Origin of the sequence: Paenibacillus sp. FSL H8-0282 (assembly GCF_037963825.1) — a bacterium.
In the GTDB taxonomy this organism is placed as follows: Bacteria; Bacillota; Bacilli; order Paenibacillales; family Paenibacillaceae; genus Paenibacillus_AQ; species Paenibacillus_AQ odorifer.
In genome coordinates, this window is record NZ_CP150146.1 from 1,401,485 (window position 1) to 1,417,247 (window position 15,763).

The window sequence follows — 15,763 nt, forward strand, 5'->3', positions numbered from 1 at the left end:
ATGAATAAAGTGGCCTTAATTACTGGAGCAACAAGAGGGATCGGACGTAGTATCGCCATGCAGCTTGGCAAGTCAGGTTATATAGTGGTTGTAAATGGTACGAAACAAGTCTTAATTGATGAGGTTGTGCGCGAGATCCGCCAGGCAGGCGGAGAGGCGCTAGGGTACGCTGCTAATGTAGCCGATTCCGTCGCAGTCACTGCCATGGTAGATGAGGTCATTGCCCGATACGGTCGTATCGAGGTATTGATAGCTAACGCGGGAATTGTGCAGGATCAGAAATGTCAACGTATGACGGATGAACAGTGGAAGAATGTTCTGGATGTGCATTTAAATGGCACTTATTATTGCATTCAACGAGTATTACCACATATGCGTGAAACAGGTGGGGATATCCTGTTGATGACCTCTGCTGCTGGACTAGCAGGTTCCGTAGGTCAGGTGAATTATAGTGCAGCCAAGGCTGGAATACTGGGCATGATGTGGACGCTCGCAGCAGAGCTGAAACGTGACCAGATTAGGGTCAATGCGATTTCTCCAGCGGCATTAACGGATATGACCAGACCTATAATTGACCATTTGAAGGAGAAACATGCCAGTCGTAATGAACCTTTGCCTGATTTTTGGAGAATAGGTGACGCTGAGGCTATTGCTTCCTTCGTGACTGCATTGTTGAGGGAGTCCGACGCGGATTTAACCGGTGAAATCTTTGCTGTGAATGGATCAAAAGTGACAAAATGGGAGAAGCCTGCACCTGCATTTTCCGAGAGTAGCATTGAGGCATTTTTTGCTGCTTGGCACCGTCAAAAGGGGACTGAATAAATGCTTACCTTCGATCAAGTTTGTTTTTATTATAAAAAAGGACAACCTCTTCTGGAGGATATTAGCTTTACGATAGACGCAGGGGAGTTTGTGGCGATAGTCGGGGCGAATGGTTCTGGCAAATCCACTATTGCAAAGCTCATGGACGGACTGCTGCTGCCGCGAAAAGGGACTGTACAATTTAAGAGCTTGGACACAGCAAAACCAACGGATCTTGCGGAGATTCATCAGCAAATCGGTTTTGTTTTTCAGAATCCAGAGGATCAATTTATCACCACAACCGTTATGGATGAGGTGCTTTTTGGTTTGGAGAATATCCGTGTGCCGAGGGAGGAAATGCGCAGCCGATTGGATCATGCCTTACAGGCCGTTCATATGGAGGATTATCTGGAAGCTATGCCACATCAGCTATCTGGAGGCCAAAAGCAACGTGTCGCTATCGCAGCTATATTGGCGATGCGCCCGCAAGTCATTATTTTTGACGAGGCTACCTCAATGCTTGATCCCCAGGGAAGACAGCAGGTTCTTTCCATCATGCAAGAGCTGCATCGTCAAGGCCTGACGCTTATTCATATCACCCACCATATGGAGGAAGTGTTTGCAGCAGAACGCGTATTGCTCCTGCACCAAGGACGACTTGAGTTTGACGGCGATCCACTGACTTTTTTTGAATCCATGCCTGTTGCGGACTATCAATTACAACTGCCCTTCGCAGTGCGTGTACATACATTGCTCCATTCAGCAGCACCGCTAACAGCCGATTGGAAGGGGATAATTCGATCACAATGGTCTACCAATTAAAAAATCTAAGTGTGAACTATGCCGATCATGTGGCTTTGCGCAATATAAACTGCACTATTCCTGAAGGCAAATGGATTTCGATTATCGGTCCAACAGGCGCAGGAAAGTCTACCTTTGTCAAAGTGCTGAAGGGCTTGATTCCCACCGTAAAAGGAGACTATTGGATTAACCAGCAGCCTGCCAGCAGAGATGCTAAAGGACGCTTAAAGGTTGTCCCCGAGTTGGGTTTCGTTTTTCAATATCCGGAGCATCAGCTATTCGAAACAACGGTGCATAAGGAGCTTGCTTTTGCTCTGAATCAGCAGGGTGCTTCACGTCAGCAAATTACAGAGGCGATTGAAATGATCTTGCCGCAAGTGGGTTTGCCAGAGGGGATTCTCCCCTTAAATCCATTCCAGCTAAGTGGTGGTGAAAAGCGCCGTGTAGCTATTGCCTCTGTACTGATGACAAATCCGAAGCTGCTGATATTGGATGAACCGACAGCGGGTCTCGATCCAGCTAGCCAAGTGTCTTTGCTGAGGCTACTAAAGGAATGGCAGCAACAAGACAATCGCACCATCCTCTTCGTTTCGCATCAGATGGGTGATGTTGCCGAATTCTCAGATGAGGTCATGGTTTTTCATGAAGGTCAGTTAAAAGGGCATCATGATACCAGAACATTGTTTCTGGAAAAGGAAGAATTACTGCTGGAACTTGGACTATCCTTGCCTGAACCCGTACAGCTCTTGAAGCTAGTGGAGGAATTATCTGGTCAGAAGATTGAAGTTGCCAGCTGTAAAGAGCAGGATATCTTCGAAGCGATTTTGCCGATTTGGCATTCGAGGGGGCAAGGGCATGGCTGATTCCGTATTAGTCGGTCAATATGTGGAGACACATTCGATTTTTCATCGTTTAGATCCTCGTACAAAGCTTGTAAGTATCGTGATGCTCATGCTTAGCTTTATGATGCTTGGTACGGGGCTTAGTTATGTTGTTGCAACCTTTTTTGTATTGGGAATGTTATTACTGTCTAAAGTTCCTGTGCATTTTTTTTGGCGAGGGCTACGGCCGGTATTATTTATTTTATTATTTACTTTTGTTTACAATGCCGTGTTCACCAAGGGGACGATTCTCTGGTCATGGTTTTTTATCGAGGTGACTGAAGAGGGATTGCGGATAGGATTACGTTTTGTATGGCGGATTATATTGCTCATCTTGTTGGCCTCAATTCTGACATTAACTACTAAACCGCTAGACTTAGCTTATGGTCTGGAGAAGCTGCTTGCCCCTCTGTCCAAATTGGGGGTACCCGTAGAGCAGTTCTCTTTAATGATAGTGATTGCGATCCGTTTTATTCCTACCATCAAGGAGGAGCTTGATCGTATCCTTCTCGCACAAAAGGCTAGAGGTTATGATCTCACAGTATTATCACTGCCTAAACGGATATATGCGTACATTCCGATCATTATTCCTCTGCTCTTCACAACGATTCAACGTGCTGAACAGCTGAGCTATGCAATTGATGCGCGTGCTTATGGGAATGGTAAAGGAAGGACTTATTTTAAAAGACTGCAATTTCAGCAAATAGATTATCTGGTAGGGGGAGCTGCCCTTTTAATTGCCGTGATTCTGCTTTGCTTAAAGATAGGAAAGGTGTAGATGAAGATGAAATGGAACACCCGTATTACGGAGTTATTGCACATAGAATATCCTATTATTCAAGGAGGACTTGCTTATTTAGGTTATGCAGACCTTGCGGCTGCGGTTTCAAATATCGGTGGACTGGGTCAGGTCACAGCAATGAGTCTTCCGGATGCGGAGGCCTTACGTGCAGAAATACGTCGGGTACGAACACTAACGGACAAACCATTTGGTGTTAATTTTGCTATCGGCATGCATGGGATTGGTTATGAAGATCGGGTGCAGGTCGCCATCGAAGAGCAGGTTCCCGTGGTGAGCCTCACTGGAGGGAATCCAGCCCCTATACTGGAAATGTTACAGCCCACCGATATTAAAACACTCGTGCTCGTCTCCTCACGCAGACAAGCCCAAAAGGCTGAACAATTAGGGGCTTCTGCGGTTATTGTTGTTGGGCATGAGGGAGGGGGCCACTTAGGGCGTGACGATGTTGGAACCATGGTGCTCGTTCCCCAAGTGGTTGATGCGGTTAATATTCCTGTGATTGCTTCCGGAGGGATCGGAGATGGCCGTGGATGGATGGCTGCTCATGCACTTGGGGCTGAAGGAATCGAAATGGGCACTCGTTTCGTTGCTACAGTGGAATGTGTTCATGCGGCCGCTTCTTATAAAAAAGCTTTAGTAGAAAGCTCAGAGTCGGATACGGTTGTAATCAAACGTTCTATTGGAGCACCCGCACGAGTGTTACGTAGTGACTACATTGATCAAATTCTTGAAATCGAGCGCGTGACACCGACCTATGAAGCATTAAAAGAGTATATCAGTGGTGCAGCCAACAAGCGCTGGATCTATGATGATATCAAAGAAGAGGGCATCGGCTGGGCAGGTCAAGTGACAGGAATGATCCAAGATATTCCTACAGTCGCGGAGCTGATCGGCAGGATGGTGAAAGAGGCTAAGTTGGTTCGCGGGATGTGGGGAACACAGGTTTGAATTTAAAAAAACACAGAGCGGCGATTCTCTCTTTATTGGAGGAATCGCTGCTCTGTGTTTTTGGCTATGGCTTGTAATTCTTTTCTACAAATGAAGAATAGTCAGTTCCTTAGGGAAGCTTGTTAAGGTCTCTGCACCTTCAGCTGTAATAATCAGATCATCTTCGATACGTACACCCGCTAGTCCAGGCACATAAATTCCTGGCTCAACGGTGAACACATTGCCGATCTCGATAATGTCGTCGTTCTGTCCGTGAAGTGATGGATATTCATGAACATCCATGCCCAGTCCGTGTCCGACACGGTGTAAGAAATATTCTCCGAATCCAGCTTCTTCAATTACATCACGTGCAGCTTTGTCGACTGAGCCGAAAGGTGCTCCAGGATTGGAGGCAGCGATCCCAGCTTCGTTGGCAGCCAGCACAGTGTTATAGATAGTGACTAGCTTGTCGTCTACGGATTCAATAGCAAAGGTACGTGTAATATCAGAAGCATAACCATCGGCATACACCCCGATATCAAACATCAGGAAGTCGCCGGGTTGAATGACCCGGTTGCCCGGAACACCGTGAGGCAGGGCAGTTTTCGGACCAGAAAGCACCATAGTGTCGAAGGAAGGGCCGGAAGCGCCAACCTTTTTCATTAGATATTCTAGCTCCGCTACTAGATCGTTTTCTGTAACGCCTGTTTTTACGTGGGTAAGAACGCGGCGCAAGGCTTCCTCAACTAGCTCAGCGGCATGTTTCATGCGCTTAACTTCATCCGGGGTCTTTTTAGAGCGCATGCTGCGCAGCAATGGACCAATATCACTAAACCGTTCAGCTGGAACAGCAGCGGTTAGGTGCTCAAAACGGGCTACTGAGAAATGTTCCTTTTCTATGCCAAGAGTACCTAGCTTACTGCTGCCGAAACAATCTTTTAGCAGGTTATAGGGATTATCAGTGTCAGTGTGAGTTAGAATTTTAGTGACCGAAGAAGCCGCTTGAGCCGCTTCTGCATCCAATGCAGGCAGAATGAGCATAGGCTCTTCTCCGCGTATCAGCAGCAGACCCAGAAAACGTTCATGCGGATCGCTGGCGAAGCCGGTTAAGTAGTAGACATGCTTGGGATCTGTTACGAGCAGGGCATCCAGACCTTCGCCCGCCATTTGCTGCTCTAGGCTTGTCAGAGCATTATTCATAGTTGGTGTTCCCCTTTCAACTTCACGATTAGAACTGCAATATTCCTATTATAGATCAAAAATAGACCAGACGCACCTGACGAACTATAACTATCGTTGGCTAATCATGACATGAAGCTTTTCTTAACCCTACTAGTTGGTGTAACATATCTTTAAATATACTTCTCCTAAGGTTAGGCTGAAGCTTATTCGGGTACGGTTGTTGAGAGAGGAGTGATTCTTGCAATGAGAGGAACAATCGCACTTGTTACCGGAGCGAATTCCGGTATGGGGCTGGCCACAACAGTTGAACTGGCTCGCAAGGGAGCTAAAGTTATTATGGTTTGCCGTAATCGCCAGCGGGGAGAAGAAGCACTTGCTGCCGCCAAACAAAAGAGCCACTCCGAGGATATCGAGCTCATGTTGTGTGATCTGGCTTCACTTGAGAGCATTCGCAGCTTTGCTGAGGAATTCACTATGAAATATCCGATGCTAGACATACTTATCAATAACGCCGGGGTAGTCACGATTAAGCGTCAGCTTACGAAGGACGGCTTTGAGATGGATCTTGGCGTAAATCATTTGGGGCATTTTCTACTTACCAATTTGTTACTTAAGTCGTTGCAGGCAGCAGAGCAAGGCCGTATCATTGTGGTTGCCTCCGGTGCTTACAAGATAGGTGCGCTCCATTATGAAGATCCAACCCTCGCTCGCCGTTTTAATCCTGCAAAAGCCTATGCCCGATCCAAGCTAGCCAATATTCTGTTCACGCGGGAGCTGGCTTCGCGTCTTCACGGAACAAGGGTGACGGTGAATTGCCTGCATCCAGGAGCAGTGGGGACGAATATAGGTGTAAACCGGGAGACTGGTTTCGGCAAGTCGGTACTTAAGTTACTCTCATACTTTTTCTTAACACCTGAACAAGGTGCCGATACAGCGATTTATTTGGCTACAGATCCCGATCTTGGAGAGGTAACCGGTCAATATTATTATCGAAGAAAGATTAAACAACTGTCTCCCAGAGCGCAGAATACAATAGAAGCCGAACGGCTGTGGCAATGGAGCCAGGAGCAGGTCGGCCTGAGTTAATTAACACATTTGGAGGAATTAAGGGATGAATTGGGAGAACAGCAGAATTGAAGATGCAACATCTGCAGACTTAGCAGCTATTGTAGATATTTATAACTCAACGATTGCTGGGAGGGTGGTAACTGCAGATCTGGAACCCGTTACTGTTGCAGACCGGGAGAAATGGTTTCTTGAGCATAATAGCCATCACCGTCCCTTATGGGTACTGAAGCAAGGAGATGAAATTGCTGCATGGTTCAGTTTTCAATCCTTCTATGGTCGTCCAGCGTATAATGCAACAGCAGAAATCAGTGTATACGTGAATGAAAAGTTCCGTGGTGGTGGTGCGGGCAGAATTCTTCTGACAGAGGCCATTGAGAAAGCCCCTAGTCTCGGAATTAAGAATCTAGTCGGCTTTGTATTTGGACATAATGATCCAAGCCTTGGTTTGTTGAAAAAGTTTGGTTTTGAAGAGTGGGGAATGCTGCCTGGTGTGGCTGAACTTGACGGTATAGAGCGTGATTTAGTCATTGTCGGCCTTAAAATCTAACGCCTCATATAAAACGCTTACATTTTGAGAGTTGAATTTAGATTATCGGTGTCACAATCGACCCATTCTTTGGACCAACTCTGTAAGTCTCGGATGACTGATTCCAGGGCAAGACCTTTATCCGTCAAAGAATATTGGATCCGCACGGGGGTCTCTGGGAACACTTCTCGAAGAACGATCCCTTCCTGTTCCAGCTCTTTGAGCCGTTCGGAGAGCAGTCTTCCACTGATGGGCAATGCCGCTTCAATTACATTGAAACGTTGGGGTCCTTGAAGGAGCTGGTAGATAATTAAACCAGTCCAACGCCTGCCGATAATATCCATACTTTTTTGTAGCCGGGGACATAAATCATTGGACTTCATAGGGCTCACCTCTTAGTAAACATTATAAACGAAAAGACCAATAACTTAAACAAATTCCAATTTAATTCAGTACTAGAAAGGATGATGGACAGTGGCTAAAAAAAAGAAAATGCCTACCACACCAAGAGCCGCTACGAATGATGGCCCTGCTACGTTAAAAGATCTGCTAAGCAGTGATGTTCTAGGAAAGCTGAAGGCGCAATCTGATGCGTTGAAAGCGGAGGAAAATGACCGTAAAGAAGCTGCCCGTAAGGCAGTGGAAGATCAGCGCAAGGCTGAGCAGAAGCGGTTGGATAATGATTTTGCACATCTGCTGGAGAACAGTAATCAGGATTGGAAGAAATATAAATAAATCCTATAGCTTAGCGCTAAAAATATGGCAAAGATTAAAGAGGCACCCGTTAGGGTGTCTTTTTTTAGGTAACTTAAGCAGATAAGCCTAAGTCTTAATTATTTTAAATTTAAGTATATGAAAGGGTTGACCCTCAAAGTGGGCTTAGGTATAATTTAAAACATTGCGAATGAAAATCATTATCATAAAATCGCATGTGTAAACTATTAAACAGATAAGGAACAACTCATGAAACTAAAATATTTGTCCCTACTTCTAATAGTATTTTCATTTATATCTTTGTTTATAGGCGTTAAAGATATATCCCCATTAGATCTCTTTCATCTTACGGAATCTCAAGCACAGACCTTGCTGGTAAGCCGGATTCCCCGGTTAGCCGCATTGATTATCGCTGGAGTCAGCATGAGTATTGCCGGATTAATTATGCAACAGCTGTCACGCAATAAATTCGTCTCCCCGACTACGGCAGGGACGATGGATTCCGCGAAATTTGGTATTCTCGTATCCCTCATGTTATTCACAGGCGCAACGCCAATGCAGAAATTGCTTGTTGCTTTTGTTTTTGCACTATTGGGCACCTTTATTTTTATGAGAATCCTGGATCGGATCAAGTTCAAGGATAGTATTTTTATCCCGCTGGTCGGACTCATGTTCGGAAACATTGTAGGTTCGATTACAACATTTTTTGCGTATAAAAATGATTTGATTCAGAATATCTCGTCTTGGATGCTTGGAGATTTCTCAACGATTATCAAAGGCCAATACGAATTAATTTATATCAGCATTCCACTTGTCATTCTGGCGTATCTCTTCGCTAATAAATTTACGGTAGCTGGTATGGGCGAGGATTTCTCCGTCAATCTTGGCATGAATTACAAAGCGGTTGTCAACGTGGGATTGGTAATTGTAGCGTTAATCTCTTCTGTTGTCATTTTAACCGTAGGTACGATTCCATTTCTGGGTCTGGTAGTACCTAACATTGTAACGTTGTACATAGGAGATAACCTCAAAAAAAGTCTGGCGCATACAGCCATTCTCGGAGCGGTGTTCCTCCTGTTCTGCGATATTCTGGGCAGGCTCATTATCTATCCATATGAAATATCAATCAGTCTCACGGTAGGCGTCATCGGTAGTGGTCTGTTTATCTACTTGCTGATGAGAAGAAAGGCGAACTAGAGATGAAGACAAAACTAACTATATTATCTATAAGTGCTGTCGCCCTCATCGTCTTGTTTATGACGTATCATGCTTTGGGAAATTGGGACTACGTTCTGCCCAGCCGGGGAAGAAAGCTGGCGGCCATTCTGATTACCGGAGCTGTGATAGCTGTCTCTACCGTAGTTTTTCAGAGCATCACGAACAATCGTATTTTGACACCAAGTATTCTCGGGCTCGATTCCCTGTACATGTTAATCCAGACGTTCGGTGTTTATGCCTTAGGTTCATCGAATATGACCTTTATGAATAAAAACATCAACTTCTTGTTCTCTGCGTGCCTCATGGTCCTGTTTTCAGGCGTATTGTATAAGCTAATGTTCCGTAGGGAAGGACAAAATATTTATTTCCTGCTGCTGGTAGGGCTGATCATGGGGACGATGTTCCAGAGCGCGTCTTCTTTTATGGAAGTGCTTATTGATCCGAACGAATTCCTGATTCTACAGGGGAAAATGTTCGCCAGCTTCAACAATGTCAGCAGTGACCTATTGATTCTTTCCACCATTGTCCTGACGCTAACTACGTTGTACTTCCTGCGATTTGTTAAGTATTTGGATGTTATTTCGCTTGGAAAAGATGAAGCCATTAATCTGGGCATCAATTATGACTATGTGGTCAAAAGGCTGCTAGTTATTGTATCTATCTACGTTTCGATCTCGACGGCTTTAGTGGGGCCAATCACTTTCTTAGGTTTGTTGGTAGCTAATGTGGGACACCAGTTGTTCCGTACCTATAAGCATGCTTATCTGATTCCTGGAACGATTCTGCTGAGCATTGTTGCGCTTGTCGGCGGGCAGTTCCTGGTCGAACGTGTTTTTGGATTCAATACTACGGTTAGTGTGATTATCAATTTTGCAGGCGGCGTCTACTTCGTCTATCTGCTGTTAAAGGAGAATAAGTCGTGGTAGAAGTTAAAAATTTAACCAAACGTTATGGCGGAGTAACCGTCGTTGATGATGTGTCCTTGTCCATTAAAAAGGGTGCAATCACCTCGTTTATCGGACCAAATGGTGCGGGTAAAAGTACACTGCTCTCCATGATCAGCAGACTTATCTCCAAAGACGCGGGAGAGGTGCTGATCGAAGGTAAGGAAATCGGTACCTGCAAAAGTAATGAGCTTGCTCGTAAAATATCGGTGTTAAAGCAGTCCAATCATATTAGCGTACGCCTCACTGTGAAGGAGCTCGTTTCTTTTGGGAGATTCCCGTATTCACAGGGGAAGCTGAGTCCGGAGGATCGGGCGTTCGTTGACGAAGCGATTGCTTACATGGATCTCCAGGAAATGCAGGATAAATATATTGATCAGCTCAGTGGAGGGCAACGCCAGCGGGCATATATTGCCATGGTCATGGCTCAGGATACAGAGTACATTCTGCTCGACGAACCGCTCAACAACCTCGATATGAAGCATTCCGTCCAAATTATGAAGGTGCTTCGCCGCTTGGTAGACGAGAAGGGGAAGACGATTGTGCTCGTTATCCACGATATTAACTTTGCTTCTTGTTACTCTGACTACATTGTTGCGCTTAAAAATGGAAGAGTAGCTTCCTCGGGTACAGCGGATGAAATTATAGATTCTGCAGTTCTTAAAGAGGTATATGACATGGACATTCCTATTGAAACTATAGGAGGCCGAAAAATCGGTGTCTATTTCTAAAAAGGTAACTATTACAATGCGGATATTATTATGACGTAACGTAAGAAGTGAAAGGCGCCAGCTTCTTAACGCATACGCGAATAATTCAAATAGCTTCACTATAAAAATTAGGGGTGAATACGTTGAAGAAGAACTTATCTTTACTGATTATGACAGTATTTCTTGCGGTAATCTTGGCGGCTTGTGGCTCCAATAATGCAGCAACTTCAAATAACAACACAGCAGCGGCAGGCAATTCGGAGGCTACTACTGCACCAACAACGGAAGCAACTACAGCACCGACAGAGCTTACTTTCAAGCATGCGCTTGGCGAAACAACTATCAAAAGCAATCCGCAAAAAGTGGTTGTTTTTGACTTCGGTACACTGGATACGCTGGATAAACTGGGTGTAGAGGTGACTGGAGTGCCTCAAAGTAATGTACCGGCTTATCTCTCTAAATATAACGATGCTAAATATGAGAATGTTGGGGGTTTGAAAGAGCCTGACTTCGAAAAAATAAACAGTCTTTCTCCGGACCTGATCATCATTTCCGGCAGACAACAGGATTCTTATGAAGAATTCAGCAAAATTGCACCTACTCTGTATGTGGCTGTAGATAATGCAAACTACATGGAATCTTTTACGAATAACGTGAAAATGCTGGGTCAAATTTTTGGAAAAGAAGCAGAAGTAGAAACTGAGCTTGCGACTATCAATGATTCCATCAAAGCTTTGAATACGAAGGCAACAGCTGATGGCAAAAAAGCACTTGTTATTCTTGCGAATGAAGGCAAAATCAGTGCTTACGGTGCAGGTTCCCGTTTTGGGATTATCCATGATGTGTTCGGATTTGCACAGGCTGATGATAAAATTGAAGTATCCACTCACGGACAAAGCGTATCCTACGAATATGTAGCGGATAAGAACCCGGATTATCTGTTTGTAGTGGACAGAGATGCGGCTGTGAAGAGTGATGGCGGCGAATCCGGCTCAGCTAAAAAAGCAGTTGAAAACGATCTAGTGAAGAACACAAATGCCTTTAAAAACGGTAAAATCATTTACTTGGATCCTAACTACTGGTATTTGTCCGGTGGCGGTTTAATATCCGTTAGCGAAATGCTCAAAGAAGTTGAAGTTGTTCTGTAAGCAGAGTAACTTGGTGAATTAAAAAGCCTGTTGGCAGGAGTAATACTCCTTGCCAGCAGGCTTTTTTCGCTTTTTTCCATGGAATTACTGGTATATTCATACTAGTTGCTAAATTTATCTGTAACTTTTCAGGCTGGGATACGTGGTTAGGTTAAGGGGGGAGTGCATGAAGCGAAAGTCATTGGATGAAATATATCAGATGTATGTGATGGATATTTACCGCTATTTGCGCTCCCTTTGTGGTGATCATTATGCGGCTGAAGATTTGATGCAAGAAACCTTTTATCGCGCTTATCTACATTTGGAGGATTGTAAAGAAGAGAAGATTAAGCCATGGTTGTTCCGTGTCGCTTATAACGCCTTCGTAGATTACAAGCGAAAGGAAGGCCGCAGTACAGTTCAGAGTGAGGATTATTTCAAAAAGCTTGCTCATCCAGATACCACAGAAAGCACACTGCTTCATCAGGAACGTTGGGAAGAGATGAGGATAGCGGTAGGTGAGCTACCGGACAATCAGAGAAATGCACTGCTGCTGCATGATTTTCATGGGCTGAGTTATCGGGAAGCATCGGACATTATGGATGTGGGCTTGTCCCAATATAAGATATTGATCTTTCGGGCCAGACAGAAGCTGCGTGAGGCAGAGCGGAGGAGAAATGAACATGAGTGAAGAGTTTAAGGAGAAGTTAAGAAGGTATGGCGAAGGCACTCTTGCTGATGAGGATAGGGATGAGGTTGTACGTGAGCTAGAGAAGATGGAAGCTTACCAGGCTTATCTGGATGAACTCATGGGCGAAGAAAAGCCGGCTTCAGATGAGGAGAAGAGCATGAAATCCGGAAAGGGTAAAAGAAACAGACCCGGCAAAGAAAAAAAGATCATCCGCCGTGGCAAGTGGAAAGCACGCATATCAAATACTTTAACGGTGATTTCTGCGTTTTTGATTTTTTTGATTGTCAGCAGTATCATCACAGCGGTATTTTATAGCACTGGAGGAAGAGGGGAGACTTACCGTGATGTCGTTTCTTCCGCAATTGCTGTTTCACAGCCGAACACAATCGTCCATTTGAGTAGCGATTCCGGACCGTTTTTTAGTATGAATCTGCAGGGCGGAATAATAAAACAAATTGGTGATGCGCGGATTAATGTTGGAGATTATTCGATGAAGTTTCTATTAGGCTGGCCTAGAATCTATAGTTATTCATGGACATATGAACGCAGTGGGACAGGTAATTACTTTATATATCCCACTGAGAACCAGTCTGCAGAAAATAGGATGGATGACAGCAGTGAGTGGGAAAAACTAGAAAAGCTCCCTGAAGGTACGGTAGGAGAAGCCTATTTGTCTTTTGAACAATTTTTTACGACAGATGAGCTATTGAAGAAGTTTCAGCATAAAAATCTTGAGCTTTTATGGTTCGCAGCAGATACAGGTCCAAGGACACAAGAGCCAGTAATAAATGATCCCTTAGGATTTCCAAGTACGCCCATCTGGCATGCCGATGATATGAAGGTGACACAAGAGTCAAAGAAAAAGTGGGGTTGGTTTGGAGGGGTGACTAGCCGCACGAGTGTTTCTCCATCTGTTGACTCATATGGGGATGGTGAACTTCGTAATGCGAACTTCCTTAAGACACTGCACTTAATGCAGGAGCATAAATCGATCGCCAACAAGGTAATTCCGTTTATTGATCTGGATGACTCCATTAGTTATCTGGAGAAGAACGGAGTTAGGCTGTATGGAGCTGTCGTAACCGGTCCGGTTAAAGAGTTGCTCAAGTTAAAGGAAGAAAAATGGGTCAGCAATATTCATGTAGAGGAAGTAAGATTATGGAATTGGCAGGATAGAGAAAACTGAGTCGGGAAGCTAAATACTATAGAAGGTAGTAAGCGTAAATGATTTCTTTGGATTACTTAATGGCAGCCGGATATGCCCTCTGTTAGTGGGGTGTACCCGGCTTTTCTGCGTGGGAGAAGTCACAGAACTTGCTTCTCGTTTAAGCAAATCGTACAATTATTTGAATATGAGATGAGTATGATAGATTAGGAGCTGAGTTATATGAAAGTAGGCGTGGTATCAGATACACATATGACAAGAATGGCTAAGTCTCTGCCCAAAGCACTTATTGCTGAATTCCGGAATGTAGACTTGATTCTGCATCTTGGAGATTGGGTGAGTATGGGAATCTACGATTTGTTGGCTGAATTGGCTCCAGTGGAAGGGATTGCTGGGAATAACGATGGAATAGAGATCATCGAGCGTTTCGGGGAGCGTAAGCTGCTAACGCTTGAGGGAGTCCGGATCGGAATGGTCCATGGTCATACGCCACACTCCCGCAAAGGAACGGACGGGAATGCGCTGCTTGCTTTTGCGAACGATAAGGTGGATTGTATTCTTTTTGGTCATTCGCATCAGCCTTTATTGCGGGAAGAGAATGGGATTCTGCTCTTTAATCCAGGATCGCCAACAGATAAACGACGTGAGAAACTGTATTCCTTCGGAATTTTGGATATCGAAGAGGGTAAAGTCAGTGCCCGGCATGTGTTCTACGATTCCAAAGAATAAGAATAATTGTCCAAATGATCTGGCGTTCGCTCCATGGTGCACGGAACGGCTGAAATATACAATAACGTTAAAACGGCCCAAGCCGGAAAGTGAGCGCTGAGGATGAACAACTATCGTATTGAACGTGTGATCTATGATGATTTGGAACGGTTTATCCCATTGTTTAATGAGTATCGGGTATTTTATGGGGCAGTCTCTGATCTGGATGGTGCACGTGCTTTTTTATCAGATCGATTGAAGCTGAACGAATCGGTAATCTTTATTGCGGTGGAGGGAGAAGGCGAGGAGAAAAGAGCGTGGGGCTTCACTCAGCTCTATCCCTCTTTTTCATCGGTCTCTATGGAGCGTCTCTGGATATTGAATGATCTATATGTAACTACAGAACTGCGGGGACATGGGCTCGGCTCCAAGCTGCTGGAAAGTGCCAGAGCTCATGCGCTCGCAACGAATACCAAGGGCTTGTCCCTGACAACAATGACGGCGAATGTGGGGGCACAGCGCTTATATGAAGCGCATGGCTACATTCGGGATGATGATTTTTATACCTATAACCTTTTTTTCTAAAGCTAGAGAGAAAGACGAGTAAGGGGCGTTAAAGTGGATACAAGTAATAAGTTGGCAATCTTTTTTGACCTTGATGATACCTTATATGATCATTTGGTTCCATTTAAAGAAGCGGTGCGTCAAGTACTTAAACCGGATGAGAGCAGTCTGGACTTTGCGGAATTATTTTATAAAGTAAGACATCATAGTGATGTATTATGGCCTATGTATTTACGTGGAGAAATTCCGCTGGAGGAGACAAGGGTACGCCGATTGGAGCTTGCTTTTGCAGAGTATGGTTTACAGCTTGATCGTGACCAAGCCACGGCGGTACAAGCGGCATACATTGGCCGTCAGTACACCATTCAAATGATAGATGGAGTTCGGGAGCAATTGGAAAGGTTCATTGCTGCTGGTCATAAAGTAGGCATCATTACGAATGGACCCAAAGATCATCAAATGAAAAAGATTCGCGGATTAGGTCTGGATCAGATGATCCCCGAGGAGATGATTTTTATTTCTGACGCTGTAGGTCTGGCCAAACCAGATCCGCAACTCTTTTTGCATGTAAATCAGAAGTCTGGCACTTCACCAGACCATTCGCTTTATATTGGCGATACTTGGGCTAATGATGTAGTAGGAGCGCTTGCGGCTGGCTGGAAGGTCTGCTGGTATAATCCGAGAGGCAGACAGCCGGCTACGGATCATAAGCCTAGTTATATTTTCACGAATTATAAGGAATTTAGCGAGTTGCCTTTGGTGCTGCAAAAATCTTGATCGGGAATTAATTAGGGAAAACCTCCCTGAAATTAACCGATTAAAGCGCGAAATTGAGGTTATTGGGGAATTCCTCCCTAATAAAACCTAAATAAGCAAGGTTATAGCCATATTCGGATGATTTTTAGGGAGGTTTTCCCTAATCGAAGGTTCACCT

Annotated in this window: 19 protein-coding genes; 17 read left to right on the top strand and 2 right to left on the bottom strand. The window is 44.6% G+C overall.

What is annotated here, in order from left to right; all coding sequences use genetic code 11:
* Genes NST94_RS06105 through NST94_RS06125 form a run of 5 tightly spaced genes read left to right on the top strand, consistent with a single transcriptional unit; the run spans position 1 to position 4,233 of the window.
* A complete protein-coding gene (locus NST94_RS06105) occupies positions 1 to 822 on the top strand; it encodes an SDR family NAD(P)-dependent oxidoreductase (RefSeq protein ID WP_339172033.1) in 822 nt (273 codons plus the stop codon).
* Positions 823 to 1,623, top strand: coding sequence for an energy-coupling factor transporter ATPase (locus NST94_RS06110; protein ID WP_339281778.1), 801 nt, complete (start codon positions 823 to 825; stop codon positions 1,621 to 1,623). It abuts the gene before it with no gap.
* Positions 1,608 to 2,465 (top strand): ATP-binding cassette domain-containing protein, encoded by an 858-nt coding sequence (locus NST94_RS06115; RefSeq protein ID WP_076142166.1) that lies wholly within the window; start codon positions 1,608 to 1,610, stop codon positions 2,463 to 2,465. Before NST94_RS06110 ends, NST94_RS06115 begins: the two co-directional genes overlap by 16 nt.
* The gene (locus tag NST94_RS06120) at positions 2,458 to 3,261 is read left to right on the top strand and encodes an energy-coupling factor transporter transmembrane component T (RefSeq protein WP_339281779.1); all 804 of its coding nucleotides are present in this window, start codon (positions 2,458 to 2,460) and stop codon (positions 3,259 to 3,261) included. Before NST94_RS06115 ends, NST94_RS06120 begins: the two co-directional genes overlap by 8 nt.
* Positions 3,262 to 3,267: 6 nt before the next feature.
* Positions 3,268 to 4,233 (top strand): nitronate monooxygenase family protein, encoded by a 966-nt coding sequence (locus NST94_RS06125; RefSeq protein WP_076142180.1) that lies wholly within the window; start codon positions 3,268 to 3,270, stop codon positions 4,231 to 4,233.
* An 84-nt stretch (positions 4,234 to 4,317) separates the two neighbouring features.
* Here NST94_RS06125 and NST94_RS06130 read toward each other — a convergent pair whose 3' ends face one another.
* A complete protein-coding gene (locus NST94_RS06130) occupies positions 4,318 to 5,412 on the bottom strand; it encodes a Xaa-Pro peptidase family protein (protein WP_076128106.1) in 1,095 nt (364 codons plus the stop codon).
* Between the two features lie 225 nt (positions 5,413 to 5,637).
* On the opposite strand from NST94_RS06130, the gene NST94_RS06135 reads away from it, so the two are divergent.
* On the top strand, positions 5,638 to 6,480 hold the full coding sequence (locus NST94_RS06135; protein WP_076185723.1) for an SDR family oxidoreductase: 843 nt from the start codon (positions 5,638 to 5,640) through the stop codon (positions 6,478 to 6,480).
* A 25-nt stretch (positions 6,481 to 6,505) separates the two neighbouring features.
* Entirely contained in the window at positions 6,506 to 7,009 is a 504-nt protein-coding gene (locus tag NST94_RS06140; protein ID WP_076142169.1) for a GNAT family N-acetyltransferase, read from the top strand.
* Positions 7,010 to 7,026: 17 nt separating this feature from the next.
* On the opposite strand, the gene NST94_RS06145 is transcribed toward NST94_RS06140, so the two are convergent.
* Positions 7,027 to 7,371, bottom strand: a complete 345-nt coding sequence (locus tag NST94_RS06145) for a helix-turn-helix domain-containing protein (RefSeq protein WP_076128100.1) — start codon at positions 7,369 to 7,371, stop codon at positions 7,027 to 7,029.
* A gap of 91 nt (positions 7,372 to 7,462) precedes the next feature.
* Here NST94_RS06145 and NST94_RS06150 point away from each other — a divergent pair, with 91 nt between their 5' ends.
* The 10 genes from NST94_RS06150 (at position 7,463) to NST94_RS06195 (ending at position 15,606) form a co-directional block, all read left to right on the top strand.
* Entirely contained in the window at positions 7,463 to 7,723 is a 261-nt protein-coding gene (locus tag NST94_RS06150; RefSeq protein ID WP_036681837.1) for a YqkE family protein, read from the top strand.
* A gap of 228 nt (positions 7,724 to 7,951) precedes the next feature.
* Complete coding sequence (locus tag NST94_RS06155) at positions 7,952 to 8,899, top strand: ABC transporter permease (RefSeq protein ID WP_036681839.1); 948 nt, start codon at positions 7,952 to 7,954, stop codon at positions 8,897 to 8,899.
* Positions 8,900 to 8,901: 2 nt separating this feature from the next.
* The gene (locus NST94_RS06160) at positions 8,902 to 9,846 is read left to right on the top strand and encodes an iron chelate uptake ABC transporter family permease subunit (protein WP_036681842.1); all 945 of its coding nucleotides are present in this window, start codon (positions 8,902 to 8,904) and stop codon (positions 9,844 to 9,846) included.
* Entirely contained in the window at positions 9,840 to 10,595 is a 756-nt protein-coding gene (locus NST94_RS06165) for an ABC transporter ATP-binding protein (protein ID WP_036681845.1), read from the top strand. Before NST94_RS06160 ends, NST94_RS06165 begins: the two co-directional genes overlap by 7 nt.
* 122 nt (positions 10,596 to 10,717) lie before the next feature.
* Positions 10,718 to 11,722, top strand: a complete 1,005-nt coding sequence (locus tag NST94_RS06170) for a siderophore ABC transporter substrate-binding protein (RefSeq protein WP_269473479.1) — start codon at positions 10,718 to 10,720, stop codon at positions 11,720 to 11,722.
* 166 nt (positions 11,723 to 11,888) lie between these two features.
* Positions 11,889 to 12,392, top strand: a complete 504-nt coding sequence (locus NST94_RS06175) for a sigma-70 family RNA polymerase sigma factor (RefSeq protein WP_036681849.1) — start codon at positions 11,889 to 11,891, stop codon at positions 12,390 to 12,392.
* Positions 12,385 to 13,578, top strand: a complete 1,194-nt coding sequence (locus tag NST94_RS06180; protein ID WP_339281780.1) for an anti-sigma factor — start codon at positions 12,385 to 12,387, stop codon at positions 13,576 to 13,578. Before NST94_RS06175 ends, NST94_RS06180 begins: the two co-directional genes overlap by 8 nt.
* Before the next feature lie 201 nt (positions 13,579 to 13,779).
* Complete coding sequence (locus NST94_RS06185) at positions 13,780 to 14,286, top strand: metallophosphoesterase (protein WP_339281781.1); 507 nt, start codon at positions 13,780 to 13,782, stop codon at positions 14,284 to 14,286.
* Between the two features lie 102 nt (positions 14,287 to 14,388).
* Positions 14,389 to 14,850, top strand: coding sequence for a GNAT family N-acetyltransferase (locus tag NST94_RS06190; protein WP_339281782.1), 462 nt, complete (start codon positions 14,389 to 14,391; stop codon positions 14,848 to 14,850).
* 33 nt (positions 14,851 to 14,883) lie between these two features.
* Positions 14,884 to 15,606, top strand: coding sequence for an HAD family hydrolase (locus NST94_RS06195; RefSeq protein ID WP_076147446.1), 723 nt, complete (start codon positions 14,884 to 14,886; stop codon positions 15,604 to 15,606).
* Positions 15,607 to 15,763: the final 157 nt, after the last annotated feature.